This is a genomic window from Gammaproteobacteria bacterium (assembly GCA_034522055.1).
In the GTDB taxonomy this organism is placed as follows: domain Bacteria; phylum Pseudomonadota; class Gammaproteobacteria; order JAABTG01; family JAABTG01; genus JAABTG01.
The window spans coordinates 3188319-3203243 of record JAXHLS010000002.1 but is presented as its reverse complement, the minus strand read 5'-3'; the positions used below and the strand labels follow the sequence as shown (position 1 = coordinate 3203243).

General features: G+C 63.3%; 9 protein-coding genes. All 9 read right to left on the bottom strand.

What is annotated here, in order from left to right:
• Positions 1-2 precede the first annotated feature (2 nt).
• Positions 3-4253 (bottom strand): ATPase, encoded by a 4251-nt coding sequence (locus U5S82_15510; GenBank protein ID MDZ7753019.1) that lies wholly within the window; start codon positions 4251-4253, stop codon positions 3-5.
• The gene (locus U5S82_15505) at positions 4250-7828 is read right to left on the bottom strand and encodes a helicase-related protein (protein MDZ7753018.1); all 3579 of its coding nucleotides are present in this window, start codon (positions 7826-7828) and stop codon (positions 4250-4252) included. The genes U5S82_15510 and U5S82_15505 overlap by 4 nt, the downstream gene beginning before the upstream one ends.
• Before the next feature lie 351 nt (positions 7829-8179).
• Positions 8180-10444, bottom strand: a complete 2265-nt coding sequence (locus tag U5S82_15500) for a VIT and VWA domain-containing protein (GenBank protein MDZ7753017.1) — start codon at positions 10442-10444, stop codon at positions 8180-8182.
• 5 nt (positions 10445-10449) lie between these two features.
• Positions 10450-10875, bottom strand: coding sequence for a MerR family transcriptional regulator (locus U5S82_15495; GenBank protein MDZ7753016.1), 426 nt, complete (start codon positions 10873-10875; stop codon positions 10450-10452).
• Between the two features lie 78 nt (positions 10876-10953).
• On the bottom strand, positions 10954-11505 hold the full coding sequence (locus U5S82_15490) for a cyclin-dependent kinase inhibitor 3 family protein (GenBank protein ID MDZ7753015.1): 552 nt from the start codon (positions 11503-11505) through the stop codon (positions 10954-10956).
• A 10-nt stretch (positions 11506-11515) separates the two neighbouring features.
• Entirely contained in the window at positions 11516-12166 is a 651-nt protein-coding gene (locus U5S82_15485; protein MDZ7753014.1) for a tetratricopeptide repeat protein, read from the bottom strand.
• Positions 12163-13161 (bottom strand): ADP-ribosylglycohydrolase family protein, encoded by a 999-nt coding sequence (locus U5S82_15480; protein ID MDZ7753013.1) that lies wholly within the window; start codon positions 13159-13161, stop codon positions 12163-12165. The genes U5S82_15485 and U5S82_15480 overlap by 4 nt, the downstream gene beginning before the upstream one ends.
• Entirely contained in the window at positions 13148-13927 is a 780-nt protein-coding gene (locus tag U5S82_15475) for a hypothetical protein (GenBank protein MDZ7753012.1), read from the bottom strand. Before U5S82_15475 ends, U5S82_15480 begins: the two co-directional genes overlap by 14 nt.
• Positions 13924-14919, bottom strand: coding sequence for a DUF6569 family protein (locus tag U5S82_15470; GenBank protein ID MDZ7753011.1), 996 nt, complete (start codon positions 14917-14919; stop codon positions 13924-13926). Before U5S82_15470 ends, U5S82_15475 begins: the two co-directional genes overlap by 4 nt.
• Between the last annotated feature and the right edge of the window lie 6 nt (positions 14920-14925).

Here is a 14925-nt window from a genome sequence, read left to right as displayed (position 1 = left end):
TCTCACCCGGTCCCAGCAAGGACGACCCGGTAGGTTGCAGGATAAAGAACCACTTCGCCCATGTTCGTCATCATGCGCAAATGCTCTCCGGTTAGCTCCTTGGGCGCACCGTCGGTATCCGCCAGGATCAGGGCGTAACTATCAGGGTGCTGCTCCACCAAGCTCCAGATCTCGGCTTTTATCTCCAAAGGTGTGCGCTCCAGGCAGTGGTCTTTCGCCCAATAGTATTTCAGGAGCTCGCCACAAGCGTCGTGGTGTACCCACGGAAAAAGCGCATCCTTTGCTCTCGCTATCCAGCTACCATCTTCGCCGTAGAAACGGGCATCGCTATCCTTCCGGAAGCCTAACGACTTGGCGAATCGCTCCACGATATCGGGCTGGGCTGGCTTCCTGTCCGTTTTCGGTGGGGATTTTGAAACGCCAAACTCATCGAGAGCGGGCTCATCCTCGAGCGCTTCTTCAATAGCGGGCTCGTCCGTAGACTCATCTTCACCAACCTCTACAACGTCGGCCTGGACGCCGTTGCTCGTCGCAAAAACCTGTTCCGCGTTTGTCGGCGACGACGCTACCGGCGTATCCACCTGCCCCATAGCATATTGGAGGCTGTCGCCTTCAGCAGAGTTTTCAGTGCGTTCACCGTTCTGCCCTGGCTCGCACGCAATGCTGACGGGAGATAAGAAAAAATTTGCCTCCATGTAGGCACGGACATCTTCTATGGACCTTTCAAAACCGTAGTCGAGGGCCGCCTTGATGTCTGTTCGCCCGAAGACTTTGCCAATGACATCCGGCACACGCCTAGCAAGCTTCGCCTGGGACAGCGGTTCGGTATACAAGGCGATGTCACGCCAGACGACGTCCGCTTGCTGCGGAGTGCCAGCCGGGGTACCTTCAATATATGGAATGATCTTGATGGCGGGGCATTCCACCCACTTGGTTCTCGCCAGTGCGTCGGCGCAACGGCGAACTCGCACCGTCTCTTCTTGGTCATCCAGCTCGACTCGACCCAACTCCTCCCCAAGCGCACGCATCCAATTCCTCGTCGGCTTGACCATCGCCACGTCGGGCTCCTGCTCAAAGCGTTCTTCTATGCAATGGGCCAAAGGCGTCAAGTTCGAAAAACCACTGCTATCGACCACCGCCGCCGACAGGAATTGGAAATCTGCCGTCTTCTGCTTTACCCACTTGTGAAGATGACGCCAGGGAATAAGATGCTGCATTCTCAATGAGTACGAGAGCCTTTGCAGCGGTACCCACTCGTTTGCAAGATTGATCCAGTGGACGCATTCTTCCCAGACTCGCACCGGATGGCGTACCGTGAGTTCTCTTACCCGTTGCGCATCCTTCTGTGATAGCTCAAGGCCTGACGGAAGGGTCATCAGCCATTGAATGGTGAGTTCCGCCGTCGGCCGCTCGGCAACGCCAACTTTGCGCCAAAGGGTCAAGTCGCTTAGCGTTGAATTAATAAGCAAGGATTCGGGGGCTTCTACGTTTTCCGCCGGCAGCGCGACCGCTAGCGAAGTCACCCATGCACCGTCTTGGGCGAGAACGAGTCTTTCCGTCTGAAATGCTTCCTTGATGGCTGAAAGCTCGGCGGTGGAACAGTTGTCTGCCAGTTGGTCGAGGCGCCCGCACCACCTCTCAACTTCTCGGATTGGTGGATTCTCTGCTTGCGCCAATGCACGAAGGCGACTGAGGAGACCTTCGGGGCCGGTGGGCGTAGAACCTACGCCAAGCAGCTCCAGCAGGGGTCGAGTGACTTCACGGTCCAGCCGCCCGTGAACAAAAAGCTCCACGTCCATCAGGGCCTCTGTCTCCGGCGTGCGCATCAAAAGATCCCCAGGCCTGTGGGCAAAGCCCCGCGTATCTGGCAGGCAAGGAAGCTTCTGCAGTCGGATTATCCACGTGGCAGGTATGGAATCGGCAGTCAACGTGCGTGTACTTCCTGTCGTGGCCACCTGTAGCAATCGCGCGCTCAATGCACGCGACCAGTAGCTCTCCGGCTGGGTCAGAATTCGCTCAACCAAGTTAACCCAGACGTACTCATCTGAGTTCGCAAGTTCTTCCCAGTGTTGCCAGTAAGACTCATTGAAATCCCAATCAATAGCCCGGAACTGATGGGTCACGTAGTGAAATGACAAGGCTCCCTCATAACCTCTCCGTCGCGCCTCCTGCTTAATTTTTTCCCTACCGCGAATCTCTCGGCTAACCTGATTGATGGCAGGCAGTGTGAGTAACAGCGCCCGCCCTGAAGTAATCCAAGATCGCCACTCCTCAGGCGAGCAAGACACATACGTTTGGCTGTAATGCTGATGAATTAGCTGCGCGTCTCGAGCTGATACCGGAAGAAGATTCTCCAGAGTGCCGTCTTGGTCATAAACAACATTCTCGTACGCTGGTCGCAGTTTCCTGTCGCGGGTGACGAAATGAAATTCTTCAGTCAAGCGCGCATTGAGCTTCGCGGCAATTTGGGCAAGCTGGACGCAGGTCCCAATATCAAGTGACTCCCCGGGAGCAAAGAACTGCACCGCCACCTGATTCACCACCTTGTCCACATCACTGGCGCCACCGAGCCCTATCTTTTCAAGGACGCCTGTCGCATCCTCTACAGCTTTGTTTTCCGAAGACTGCTTATCGCCACCCAAGCGCCGGTGCTCTGAAAGAAACCGTAACCAGTTCTGGTTCAGGAAGAGGAGATGCTCGGCCAACAGTTCCCAGTCCGACTCCGACTGAAGTAACCTCTTCTCACCGAGGCGCACGGTTTCACTGGCGGAGTAAAGAACCTTCTTTCCGTGGACAGGGACGATACGAACATCTTCAGGTTTTCCGAAATATCGCAAATGCAAGAGCCCGGGCGCCAGATATGTCCACAACTGAAGCAGCTGTGGCCACGACCCGGGGCGAGGAAGGTGCTTCTCCTGCAGGGTGTTCAACACATTCGTTTCGGTGATCTCGTCGACCAGACGCCACTGAACCAACTTCCTCCGATGGGCCGGGTCGATATGGCGACACAAGGGCGGCCTTGCCTGTCCATCCAAGAGCTTGGTAGTTTCTTCCGCTCCCCATACGTCCAGCAGCGTATCTGCCAGGATCACACTCTGCTTCTCAGGCACGAGTCGTCCATCATCTGTGAGTAGAAAGTCCTTCTCATCTAATGCAGAACCGAAGGCTTCTTCACAAACAGTGCCACAGACACCCTCGAGGGAATCGTCATCGCGATCTACATCTGGAAACAATCCATAGGCGGGCGCTCTTTCGGATACCTCCAACCCCGTCGCACCGAGCCATTTCAGCATTGCGGATGCCGCAACCTGTCCCGTACGCTCCAGAAGCCATCGGTTTGTCGGTGACGTCTCGGGGTCCTTGATCTTTAGCCGTGCGGGATCCTGTATGAAAGGGGCATTGCAGGCAAACGGCAACTCTGTCTCGACACCTGTGGGGAGGACCACGTAAAGGCGGCCCGGCGCACCCATTACGAGTTCAATCTTACAGGGAGGAAAATCTGTCTCATCCTCTACCGCGATCATGCGCTCCTGACGTATCTCGGTCAGTGGTTCGTCGGGGAATGGCTCCGGAGATGACCTTACCAGCAGGTATGGATCCTGGCTCTCGTCGTTCAGCAACATCCATTCACTTTCAAGCAAAGGGCCTGGCCCCAAGCTACGCCAGTGGACTGCCTTTTCTCCCACCTGTAGCCGACGAACAGTCCGAAAGAACAACAGCGACAGTGGACTCTTCATCCATTCCTTTAGATTGTTCTCAACCTCCTTTTGACGATGTCGATCTCCGATCTTGACGCGGATCACAGTCCAGCCATTTGTTTCTCGAGCATTCTCCAGCCAGACAGGTTCCGTAAAACGGCGGCGATGGAATGCAACGGCGAGTGTGGGTGTGAAGAGTTCAACAGGATCACCGAGACTGAAGGTACTCTTGAATCCAATCCCGCGAAAACCGATAGTATGTAGGGCCCTTTTGTTGGAATAGCCAAAACGACAAAGGGATGCGAAGTGTTCGTCCGTGAAATCCTCCCCGTTGTGCTCAAAGCTGAACGTACCGTCGGCCACCCATACACGAGCCTCAGTGGCACCAGCATCATCTGCATTTTGTAGAAGCTCGGAAAGAATATGCCTGGGACTCTGTACCTGCTTAAAAAGCTGATGCCAGGGCCCTGCTAACTCAGGATCCTGCTCAAGCTGCTCCCAGCGCCGTGCAGCGTTGGCGCGGATGTGATCGAAATAGCTGGGCCGACGGCTCATCTCGGTGGCTCAGCACGCTCAATCAGCTCGGAGAAGCTGTAGTTCACACTGGTCACCCCGAAATCCGGTTCCCGACCAAAGGGTCGACGAACATAGTGGACTCGGTGGCTCTCGGCGTCCCGGAACTCGACGATTGCCAGAATGTAGTGGTCGGGCTTGTTGAGGGAGTAGAGGATCTCGTTCTTGGTGACCGTGATAGTGTCGGCGCCTGAAACCCTGCCTTTGACCTCGATGAACCGCAGCTCGCCGGTGTTCGGAATACGGCTCTCGATATCGTAACCGAGCCTTTCGAACTCACGGTCGACGGGCTCGAAGCCGAGCCCTCGCTCGGTCTCCATCACGATCTCCCGCGCCCGTGCCGCGGCGGCCTGGGTGTCCGCGACATTGGCCTTGTGGGGCAGCGGCCGGCCGCCCATCTTCGCAAGCAGGCCGGCGGGCACGACGACGAGGCCGCCTAAGGCGACTGGTGGCGCGGCAGAGATCTGGTTCTCCAGATCGAGTTCTGCCAGACGCTTCTGCAGGCGTGCCTGCAGCTCGTCGGCACGCCGCCGGGCTTCCTGGGAGTTGAGCCGCGCATTAACCCGCCCGGACTGCTCCTGGAGCCTCAGCTCTTCGGCCCGGTGGTCCCAGTAGCCGATCTCCTTGGTCAGTCGGTCTTTTACGGCGGCGCGTGTCTTTTCCACCAGACCCAACCGCCGGTCTTTCACTTCCTTTACGTGCGCGGGGACCACCTGAGCAATGGCGTGAGCGGCGGCTTTCTGCTCCAGATCCCGTCCGATACTCTCCAGCGCAGGATGGGCCAGGAGCTCCGCGATGCCCGGCTCATCCGGCCTCAGGGGACGGTAGTCCAGGTAAGGCGCGTAATGCAGGTGGCGAGCATTCCCCTCGCTATCCATCTCCACGTACAGCATCTTTCGCGATACGGTTCGGCGTTCACCACTCTGGGTCGTGCGCGCATCCCGTACTGCGTGTTCCAGATAGCAAAGCATCCGCGGGGACGTCCCCATGTCGCCATCATCCACCAACACCGTGCCCCGCTTCAGCAGATCGCGGTTGCGCTCCAGGGTGAGGTCCAGGGTGGCATCGAGGAGCGGATGGCCAGGGCAGACGAAGGCTGCGAGGGCCTGGCCCTGCGGCGCCATGAGATCCTTCTCGAAGGCGATGCGCTCGTAGCGGGCCAGCACCGGCTCTCCTACACCGATGAGTCGATCGCGGTTGCGTACAGGCGCAGGCACGTGCTTTATCTCGTAACGGCGCGGCTCACGCTGGCGCACCGAGCCACCCAGCTGGCCGAATGCCTCCAGGAAAAAGGATTCGATGTAATGGGGTTGCAGGCGGCGGGCCTCCGCGCGCTCCATCTCTTCACGCACCCGGGCGACCCTGCTGGCGTCCATGGCATCCTGCGCCAGGGCACGCTCCTCCAGGAGGGTCTGGATATGCTGTTTATCAACCGCGTCGGCGATGGCTTTGTCCAGCTTGGCGCGGACTTCCGGCAGGTCCCCGTAGCGAATGGCCTCGATCAGCAGCTCACGCAGGGGACGGCCCTCGAACTGCACCTTTCCCAATACGTCGAAGACCTGGCCGCCCAGGGCTTCCCGCGCCTGCTCCAACTTTTCCAGCAGCCGGTGGTAGACGTCCCCTTCGCGGGTCTCCTCGGCCACGAGGTTCCATAGATGGCATACCTCGGTCTGGCCGATACGGTGGATGCGCCCGAAGCGCTGCTCCAGGCGATTGGGATTCCAGGGGAGGTCGTAGTTCACCATCAGGTGGGCCCGTTGGAGGTTGATGCCCTCCCCTGCCGCATCGGTCGCCACCAACATCCGCACCTCCGGATCATGGCGGAAGGCCTCTTGGGCCTTAATCCTTTCCTCCCGGCCCATGCCACCGTGAATGACGACTACGGCTTCGGCCTTGCCTAGCAGCGTGCTCACGCGCTGCTGCAGATAGCTCAGCGTGTCCCGATGCTCGGTGAACAGCACCAGTTTCTGGTTGGGTGATGCCTTCGGCGGTGGAATGGAGCCTTCCCGGTATCCGGGATGATCCTCCGCAATCCCGCCGGCAATGGCCTCCGGCGTGAAAACCTCGCCCAAGAGGCTGGCCAGCTCGCGCCATTTCTTGTCTTCCCCACCGTGCCGCACTTTCTGCGCCAGGGATTCAAGCCCCTTGAGGATCTCGATCTCGGCCTTCAGTTCGTCAATGGTTCGGGACGCAGTAGCCTGATCGAGGACCGCCTCTTCGGTGGCCTCAACTTCACTGTCCGGCGCATCCTCGAGGTCGTCGATGTCTTCGTTATCGAGCGTGGGCCCAGCGGCGTCGTAGACATCTACGGCACCACCACGATGCAGGAGCTGGACTTCCCGCAGCCGTTTCTCGAGCCGTTCCCGGCGCCGGCGCAGGGATTGATAAATGGCCTCTGGCGACGACGCCAGGCGGCGTTGCAGGATAGTAAGCGCGAATCCCACCGTGCCGGCCCGCTTATCATTCTGGAGCGCTTCGGCTCGGTTGAACTCCTCGCGCACATAGTCGGTGACCTCCCGGTAGAGCCGAGCCTCGGCATCGGAGAGCTTGTAGGGGACCGTGTAGGCGACGCGCTCCGGGAACAGGGGGCGGCCGTCGAACTTGAGGAGATCCTCTTTCACCATGCGCCGCATGAGGTCCGAGACGTCCGCCTTATGCACGCCGTCCCGGAAGCGGCCCTCGAACCGATCCCCGTCCAGCAGGGCCATGAAGAGCTGGAAGTCTTCTTCCTTTCCATTGTGGGGCGTGGCCGTCATCAGCAGGAAGTGGCGGGTCAGCGTACTGAGAAGCTGGCCCAGCCTGTAGCGCTTGGTGTACTTGACCTCGCCGCCGAAGAAGGTGGCGGAAAACTTGTGGGCCTCGTCGCAGACCACCAAGTCCCAGCGGCACTCTGGCGCCTTGAGCTTTTCCTGGACACTCTCGTTGCGCGAGAGCTTGTCCAAGCGCGCGATGACCAGGTTGTGTTCCAAGAACCAGTTTCCTGTTCGAGCGGCCTCCAGCCCATCGTTGGTCAGAATCTCGAAGGGCAACTGGAAGCGTCGATAGAGCTCGTCCTGCCATTGCTCGGCCAAGCTGCCGGGACACACCACCAGACAGCGCTGCAAGTCGCCTCTGACAATAAGCTCTTTGATGAGGAGGCCTGCCATGATGGTTTTGCCGGCTCCGGGATCATCCGCCAGAAGGAAGCGCAGAGGCTGCCTGGGCAGCATGGACTCGTATACGCCAGTGATCTGGTGGGGCAGCGGGTCCACCAGCGAGGTGTGGACGGCCAGCACAGGATCGAACAGGTGGGCGAGGCGGATGCGATGCGCCTCGGAAACCAGGCGGAAGAGGTGGCCGTCCCCGTCGAAGCTCCAGGGGCGCCCCTCCTCTACGACGTTAAGCCTGGGCTCGGCATCGCGGTAAAGCAACTCGTTCCCGAGCTGCCCAGAGGGATCCTTGTAAGTGATCTCGACCGCATCCGAGCCGAACCACTGGACGCTGACGATGTTCACCGAGCAGTCCGGCAGGATCCCGCGGACCGCGGCATTAGGCTTGAGGTCTTCGAGGCGACTCATGACGATCCTTGTTGGTTATATTGCCAAAATGCCATTCCGGCTAACCCCCTGAAGGGGGCTGTACAGCTGGTGAAGCATAACCGTTCTGCGTCAGCCCAGAAAGGCCCGACACGGAAAGTGTTTTATATTTCCTGTAGTTATGTTGATTCACTCTCTTTTCACCGATTTCTTTTCAATCGTCTCGATCACGTGGCGGGCCAGCTCCTCGACCCCGCGGCGGTTCACGGTGCTGGCGTTGGGGCCGTGCATATAGCGCTTGCTGACCTTATGGGCGAGCTGGGTCGCCGCCGTAGCCGAGGCGGCCCAGCAGCTCGCTCTTGTCGATGCTTTCCATAAGATTCCCTCCCGCCGCTAGGGGAGCGGCGCTGTCGACAGCATGGTGTTCACCCGATCTTGAAGCACCTCCGGGACTGACGCGTCCTTTACCGCCTTGTGCAGGAGCCGCTGCACGTGGCGCTCCAGCCCACCGCCCTCGGGCCGGCGCAGCAGGCCGAAGAGCAGTGCGAGCACTACATCACGCTCTTCGAACCCCTGCTCGACCAGCTCCTCTAAATCCTCCAGGAGCGCCGGCTCCAAAGCCAGCGCCGACAAGTCGGTGAGGCGGTCAAGGTCGAGGAGGGCCGCATCCCTCTCGGGATACCGCGCGTTGAGCTGCCGGACAAGCCGTGCCAGGGAGGCAGGCAGGTATCTGTCGAAGTCAAGGTCGAAGCCAGGGTCATAAAGGCCGGTATCCGCGGCGGCTTCTCGGCGGTTGTCATCGGCGTCTTCTCTAAAGGGCATGTCGTAGTCGAAGTCGAAGTCGTCGCATGATGGTGGCATAACGAGACTGGGGCACTCATCGCCTTCCATGGATGTATCCATTTGCCAATCCACGGTCCCCACCCCATGCCACCCCGCTGCCAGCACCTGGGGTACCTTGCGCAGGGCGGGGATGGTGTCTGCCTTCCCATGCTCGGTGCGCACGCTGACCAGCACACAGCTGGTCTGTTCGGTCACCAGCTGGTAATTCACGGCCATGTCCCGGGCCTCGGCGGCTTCCAGTGCCGCGAGGCGCGCCCAGGCGGCAATCCGCGGCAGCACGTCCGCCGCGGCGCCCGTACCGGAATACTCGTCGGCGGACACGGCCGCGTGCTCCAGGAAGCGCGTCCCGTCCGCGAAGCCAACGTCCAGGCTCACTTCGCCGGTGGGTGGCTCGCTGAACCAGCCAAACACGTGCAGGGTGTCGCCGGCATAGACCGTATCGAGGCTTTGGGGCGCCTGACGCTCGGGCCGTCGTGGCCAACGTACGTTGCAGGCCTGCGCACGGGGCTGGGACATACGCCGGAAGTGACGCACGATGCGCTCGGCCATGTCCTCTCGAGGCGAGACCAGCTCCAGGGCGCCGCCGGTGGTCTCGGCGAGCCGGCGCAGGAAGGCCTCGGAGACCGCGCTGCCCACGCCCACGGTGAACAGGCGCTGCCCGGAGGCGCGGGCCAACTCCAGGACGCGGTCTTGGTCCCACACCTCGCCATCGGTGACGAGCAGCACGGCCGGGCGCAGGCCCGGCGGCGGCTCGCAGCGAAACGCCGTATGCAGCGCGGGCCCGATCTCGGTGCCGCCCAGATCGGCATCGAGCCCGTCGACGAAGCGCCTGGCCCGGCCCAGGTTTTGCGGCGTGGCCGCCACGAGCCCGGGAAACAGGGCGCGATGGGTCGAGCCGAAGGCGATGAGGGTGAAGTGGTCGGTCGGCTCCAGCAGGCCCGTGATCTCACGCAGCGCGTTGCGGGCCTGGGCGATGGAGTCGCCGGCCATGGAGGCGGAGCAGTCCACCACCAGGGTGACGCCCCGTGGCGGGCTCCGGCTGGGGGCGGTGGACACCGGGTTGAAGGATGCAAGGGCGACCCAGCCCTCCCCGTCCCGGGCCACCAGCGCCTGGCTGACCGCCGCCTCGGGCCGGCGCAACACCAGCACGAAGTCCCGGTCCATGAGGGCGCTGCCGCCGGCGAGGCTCAGCTCGCGCCGGCCACCGTGGTCGGCCACCGCCACGGGATGGGAGGGGCACTCGAAGGCGGCCGCCGCGAGCACGCCGTCGATGCCGACCTTCAGACTGAAGCCGTGCTCCGCCGTCAGGGCATGCTCCGGCACCTGGTGGGGCATCAGGCCGGCAGCGCCGGGATCACCGTAACGGGGCGCGATGGTGGTGGGTAGAAAGAAACGCAGGCTGTCGCCCTGCCAGCGCAGGAGCTGGGCATAACGGAAGCGCACGACGGCGCGCTCGCCGGCCATGAGGTTGCCCACGTTGACCGTGTAGAGCCCCGGCGCCGCCTGCTCCAGCAGGGCGGCGGTATCGCCGTCCTCCACCGCCGCCTCGTACTGCTCGGAGGCCTCGCCACGGGGCCTGACCACCCCCGTGAGTCTGCGGCCGTCGAGTTCGAAGATCATCTCAAGCAGCACCGCGTCCAGCGGGAGGGGAAAGGTGTAGACGGCCTCGATGTTGACGGCCTCGAGGTTGCGGTAGGTCTGGGTCACCGTGGTCTCGGCCATCAGGCCGCGGATGGCGGCCTCGACGCTGACCCCTTCCAGGGCCACCCGTTCCTTCCCGGGGGATTCCAGCACTGCGGCAGCTGTTCTTACCATGGCGTTCACTCCTTCTCCTCGCGTGTCCGTCGGTAGAGTTCCATCACTTCCTTCACGAACGACCGTAGCGCCTCCGGGCTGAGGCCGGCGCGCCCTGGCTCCACCGTCAGCTCCACGCCGTCGTCGATGGTCAGGTGGCTCCAGACCTCGATGGTGCCGGGCCTGCGGGGCCGCACCGGCGGAACCGCATCGCCGCCCTCCCCGTCCGTGGCCAGCAGATCCCTGATGCGCTCCAGGGAGAGCCCCGCGTCCTGCCACTTGCGGATCTCCAGGAGCTGTTCGAGGTGCCGGGTCGTGTAATAGGCACCCCGTCCCGCCCCTTGCGGCCGATCCACCAGGCCCACCTGGATGTAATACCGCACCGTACGGCGCGGCAGGTCCGAGAGCTTGCAGAGTTCGTCCAGGGTGAAATCACGGTCCGCGGTCTTCATGACAGTTAATATAGACAGTTTTACTGTCAATTTAAACTGTCCCGAAATTGAGCCCCTCACCCCTCGCAGGGCAATTACCTAAACAGGCTTGGCCGGACCGTGGCGCAGATAGGCCTCCTGGGCGGCGTTCTCCACCGCCCCGGGGCGGGCGGTGCGGACCCGCCTTAGCGCCGCAGCCGGATCCTCTCCCAATTCGATAAGCAGCTTGGCGGCCACCAGCCCGGTGCGGCCGAGGCCACCGCGGCAGTGGATGACCACGCCCTCCCCGGCCAGGAGCCGCCGGCGCAGCTCGGCGCCAACGGAGGGCCAGCTCCTCTCGAAGGGTTCGTCGGGGATGGAGGCGTCGCGGATGGGGAGCTGATGCCAGGTGAGGCCGTGGGCCTTGGCGCGGGTGCCAAGGTCGGCGACCCGCAGGTAGATGAGCTCCGGGGTTTCCATGAGGGTCACCAGGGTGGTGGCGCCCCAGACGACGATGGCGGCGAGATCGGTGTCCAGGTCCCGTTCCCAGGGGCCACTCATGGCGTGGCGGTCGTGCTTGCCGGGGCAGAATGTGAGGCCCAGCCGGCCGCCGGCGGGCAGCTCCAGGGTGGCGATCTCCAGGGGATGGGTAGCGCTTGTTCGGGGTTCCATGGGCATTCCCTCATGTGTTCCCTTTTGCCGCCTCGGCGCGCCGACGACAGTGGTCCAGCCTCTGGTCGAAGTCCGCCACTTCGGCAGGTACCTCCGGGTGCTGCGCTACCAGTTCCACGAGGTGACACAGCGCCCGGGGATCCCGGGGTTGGAGTTCGGTGGCCTTGAGGTACATCCCGGCAGCGGCCGCTGGCCGGCCCTGCCCTTCAAATGAGGCGCCCAGGTTCTTCCAGGCGTTGTGGCGGGCCGGGTCGATCTCGATGGCCTTGATACAGTATGCCTGTGCGGCTTCGTACTCCCCGAGCTGGTTGAGGGTGTAGCCGAGGTTGTTGTTGAGCAGGTAGCGCACCCAGGGCTCGCCCGCGTCCAGCGTCAGGCCCCGCAGGTAGCTGTCCCGGGCATCCTGGAAGTCCTCCGTCTGCTCCTGAAGCTGACCGAAGTGGAGCAAATACCGGGCCTCGTCCGCCGGGTTAGCCGGGGTCCTGAGGAGTTCGCGCACCAGCTGCCTGGCCTCGGCGTGGTGTCCCGCGCGACTGTAAAGGATCACCCGATCTAACGTGAGCGCCTCCCGGGTCGCGCGGTCCTCGCTCTGGGCGATTTGGCGGCGCAGGTGGCCCTCGGCCTCCTCGAAAGTCAGGGGGATGCGTTCGCCATCCGTCATGGGGCCGCCTTCTCCAGTCGGTCTTCGGTCCCTTTGGCCAGCCGGATGGACAATGCCAGCAGCCCATCGGCCATGGCGGTGATGGTCTCGGCCCGGGCCAGGCGTTCGCGCCAGGAGCGGGGGATGGCATCGGCGCCGTAGTAGGCCCCGGCCAGTTGGCCGTAGATAGCGCCGGTGGTATCGGCGTCGTCGCCGAGGTTGACGGCGGCCAGCGCACCGCTCTCGAAGTCGTCGGTAGTATGAAAGGCCCACAGGGCGGCTTCCAGGGCCTGGACCACATAGCCGGTACCGCGGATGTCCGGGGGCTGCTTCGTCTTGAAAGAGCCGGCGGCGACCTCATCGATGCGTGGCGCCAGGGGTTTGACCTCCCAGAGTTCGGGTAGCGGGCTGTAACGGGGCGCCAGCAACGTGGCCTTGGGCACACCGTTCAGGGCGCCAACCATGAGGCCGGCATAGTAGCGGCAGGCATCCACGGGCTCGGGGGCGGCATGGGTGGTGCGGGACATGATCCCGGCGAGGCGGATGGCCTCATCGGGGTCGTGGGCGCAGGCCAGCGGCACCGGAGCGAGACGCATCAGGTAGCCGTTGCCACCATAGCGGGGGTTGGTGTCGCCGGCCAGCGGGTTTACTTGGGTCTCGAAGCGGCGCAGCGCCGCGGATACGGTGGCGCCGATGTCGAAGCAGGTGCCGGTGCTGCTTAAGTGGCCCTCACGGTACCAGCGCACGTAGCGGGCCATCTGGTCGAAGAGGTCGAATCCCTCGCACTCCAGCAGGCTCTCGGCAAGGCACAGGGCCATGGCCGTGTCGTCGGTCCACTGGCCCGGCGCCAAGCCGAAGGGGCCGCCGCCCACCATGTCGGTGATGGGCGTGAAGCCGCCCGGCGGACTGAACTCCAGGGTGGTGCCCAGGGCGTCGCCCGCGGCCAGCCCCAGCATCGCGCCTTGGTAGCGGTCGCGGCGATTCTCCCCATGACGCTGCGCCCTACCCCCTGTCATCTCGTCCTCCCGCACGCTCCCCGCCGTCGGTCCCGATCCGATAGTCCTGGAATCGGGGTGAATCGTCCTCCATCAAGTCAAACATCCGGTGGCGCAGGGCGGGATCGTGGATGTGCTTGGAGGCTGTTTCCCAGAAGAAGCGCTTGTAGTCGTCCGGCGCGGCCGTCAAACGCAGCGCCACCATGTGCATATAGTCCATGAGCTCCAGCCTGTCCGGATCGGCGCCCGTGAGGTCCGCGTCGGCGTAGACCTGGTGGATAAAGCCCAGGGCGCTCCCCTGGTCCACGTCGTCCAGGATCTCCAGGCAGCGCCACACGTCCACCATGAGCTGATAACGGACGGGTGTGCTGGCCGGCGCGAGGTGGATGGCGGCGGTGAGCATGCGCGAGGCCAGCAGGGGGCCGTGGTCCTCCCGCACACGGTCGGCAGCGGCGAGGATCATCGCCTCTACGGAGGGCATCGCCAGGTCCTGGCGCAGGCGCTCCACCATGTCCTCGAGGAAGCGGTAGAGCGCCCGCTCGCGCCCCGCCATGAACTTGTCCGGCTCGAACCAGGAGATGAGGATCCCACACAGCAGGGCATAGCCCTTGAGCGGGACGCGCTCCTTGCGCTCCAGGCGCTCGTAGTCCTCCCCGTCCACGAAATAGGGCATGGCGCCCGGGGCCGGGGCATCGGAGATGTCCTCGCCCCAGCCCTCGGGCATGAACTTCCACACGACCGAGTAGCGGCCCCGGACTGGCGCAGGCATGAGGTGCTGTTCCTTCATGACCGTTCCCCCGTGTAGCCGTGGCGCCGCTGGTAGCTCCGGGCCAGCCGGCTGGTGCGCTGTGCTCGCTGGTTCTCGTCGGCAGCTACCCGGAACAAGCAGAGGTGGACCACCCGGGCGTCCTTCACCAGGGCGCCGCCCGCGAGGCCATCGGCGCGGATCCTCAAGTCCTCGCCCTCGCCCAACGCCGGGAAGGTTTCCACCCTGGCCCGGGTGGCGGATTCGAGGAATGACTGGGGATCGGGGGCCCCCGCCTCACGCCTATGGCTGTCGAGGGCATCCAGGGCATAGCTCTCCACCAGTTTCGGCTGCACCGCGGCCAGGGTAGCCGGGCTGTCGAAGAGGTCGAGCCCCACCGCATGCCCGTCGATGGCGAACAGCGCCCCGATCTGGCCCGCGACGGGCACGAAGGCGGACTTGAATGCCTCCAGCGATTCCCGGTGGCGCTCGTAGAGGGCCTCGGCTGCGCCGGTGTCGGAATGGGCCTCCATGCGGGCCGACTTCTCTGCGATGTCCGACCACACCTCGCCCTGGTCACTCCGCCGCGAGCCGGATGAGCGCATTGAAGCACTCACCTGGGCCGCCTTGCGGGCGCGGCCGGCGGCGTAGTGGGCCCGTTTGGCACTGGCGAACTCCTCCGAGCGGCGGTTCCAGCGCCCGGCCTCGACGCAGGACACCGGGATGACGATGGTGGCCTCGGGCGGGGCCAGCACGGTGAGATTGAGGATGCGGTTCTGCTTGGCACCGATCAGCTCCTCGCCGTCCAGCAGCAGCACGGGCTTCCCGCAGTCGTTGACGAACTTGAGCTCCGGCACGCTGCCGGACTCTGAAACTTCGGTCACGTGGGCGCAGCCGGCCTCGAGGGCCTCGTCCAGCAGCAGGTAGTCGGGCGTGGCCGGGCCCGCTGCGAGGAGCGGATGAAGGGTCAAGTTGAGATGGGTCTGGGGCGCCCCCAGGCGGACTTCGGACAGGCATTCGGCGATGACGGACATGGGGAC

What these genes read in the sequence shown, in the direction of transcription:
- U5S82_15480 (MDZ7753013.1), bottom strand. Translation starts at nt 13,161, where the DNA reads ATGACAGGGGGTAGGGCGCAGCGTCATGGGGAGAATCGCCGCGACCGC.
- U5S82_15490 (MDZ7753015.1), bottom strand. Translation starts at nt 11,505, where the DNA reads ATGGAACCCCGAACAAGCGCTACCCATCCCCTGGAGATCGCCACCCTG.
- U5S82_15500 (MDZ7753017.1), bottom strand. Translation starts at nt 10,444, where the DNA reads ATGGTAAGAACAGCTGCCGCAGTGCTGGAATCCCCCGGGAAGGAACGG.
- U5S82_15505 (MDZ7753018.1), bottom strand. Translation starts at nt 7,828, where the DNA reads ATGAGTCGCCTCGAAGACCTCAAGCCTAATGCCGCGGTCCGCGGGATC.
- U5S82_15470 (MDZ7753011.1), bottom strand. Translation starts at nt 14,919, where the DNA reads ATGTCCGTCATCGCCGAATGCCTGTCCGAAGTCCGCCTGGGGGCGCCC.
- U5S82_15495 (MDZ7753016.1), bottom strand. Translation starts at nt 10,875, where the DNA reads ATGAAGACCGCGGACCGTGATTTCACCCTGGACGAACTCTGCAAGCTC.
- U5S82_15485 (MDZ7753014.1), bottom strand. Translation starts at nt 12,166, where the DNA reads ATGACGGATGGCGAACGCATCCCCCTGACTTTCGAGGAGGCCGAGGGC.
- U5S82_15510 (MDZ7753019.1), bottom strand. Translation starts at nt 4,253, where the DNA reads ATGAGCCGTCGGCCCAGCTATTTCGATCACATCCGCGCCAACGCTGCA.
- U5S82_15475 (MDZ7753012.1), bottom strand. Translation starts at nt 13,927, where the DNA reads ATGAAGGAACAGCACCTCATGCCTGCGCCAGTCCGGGGCCGCTACTCG.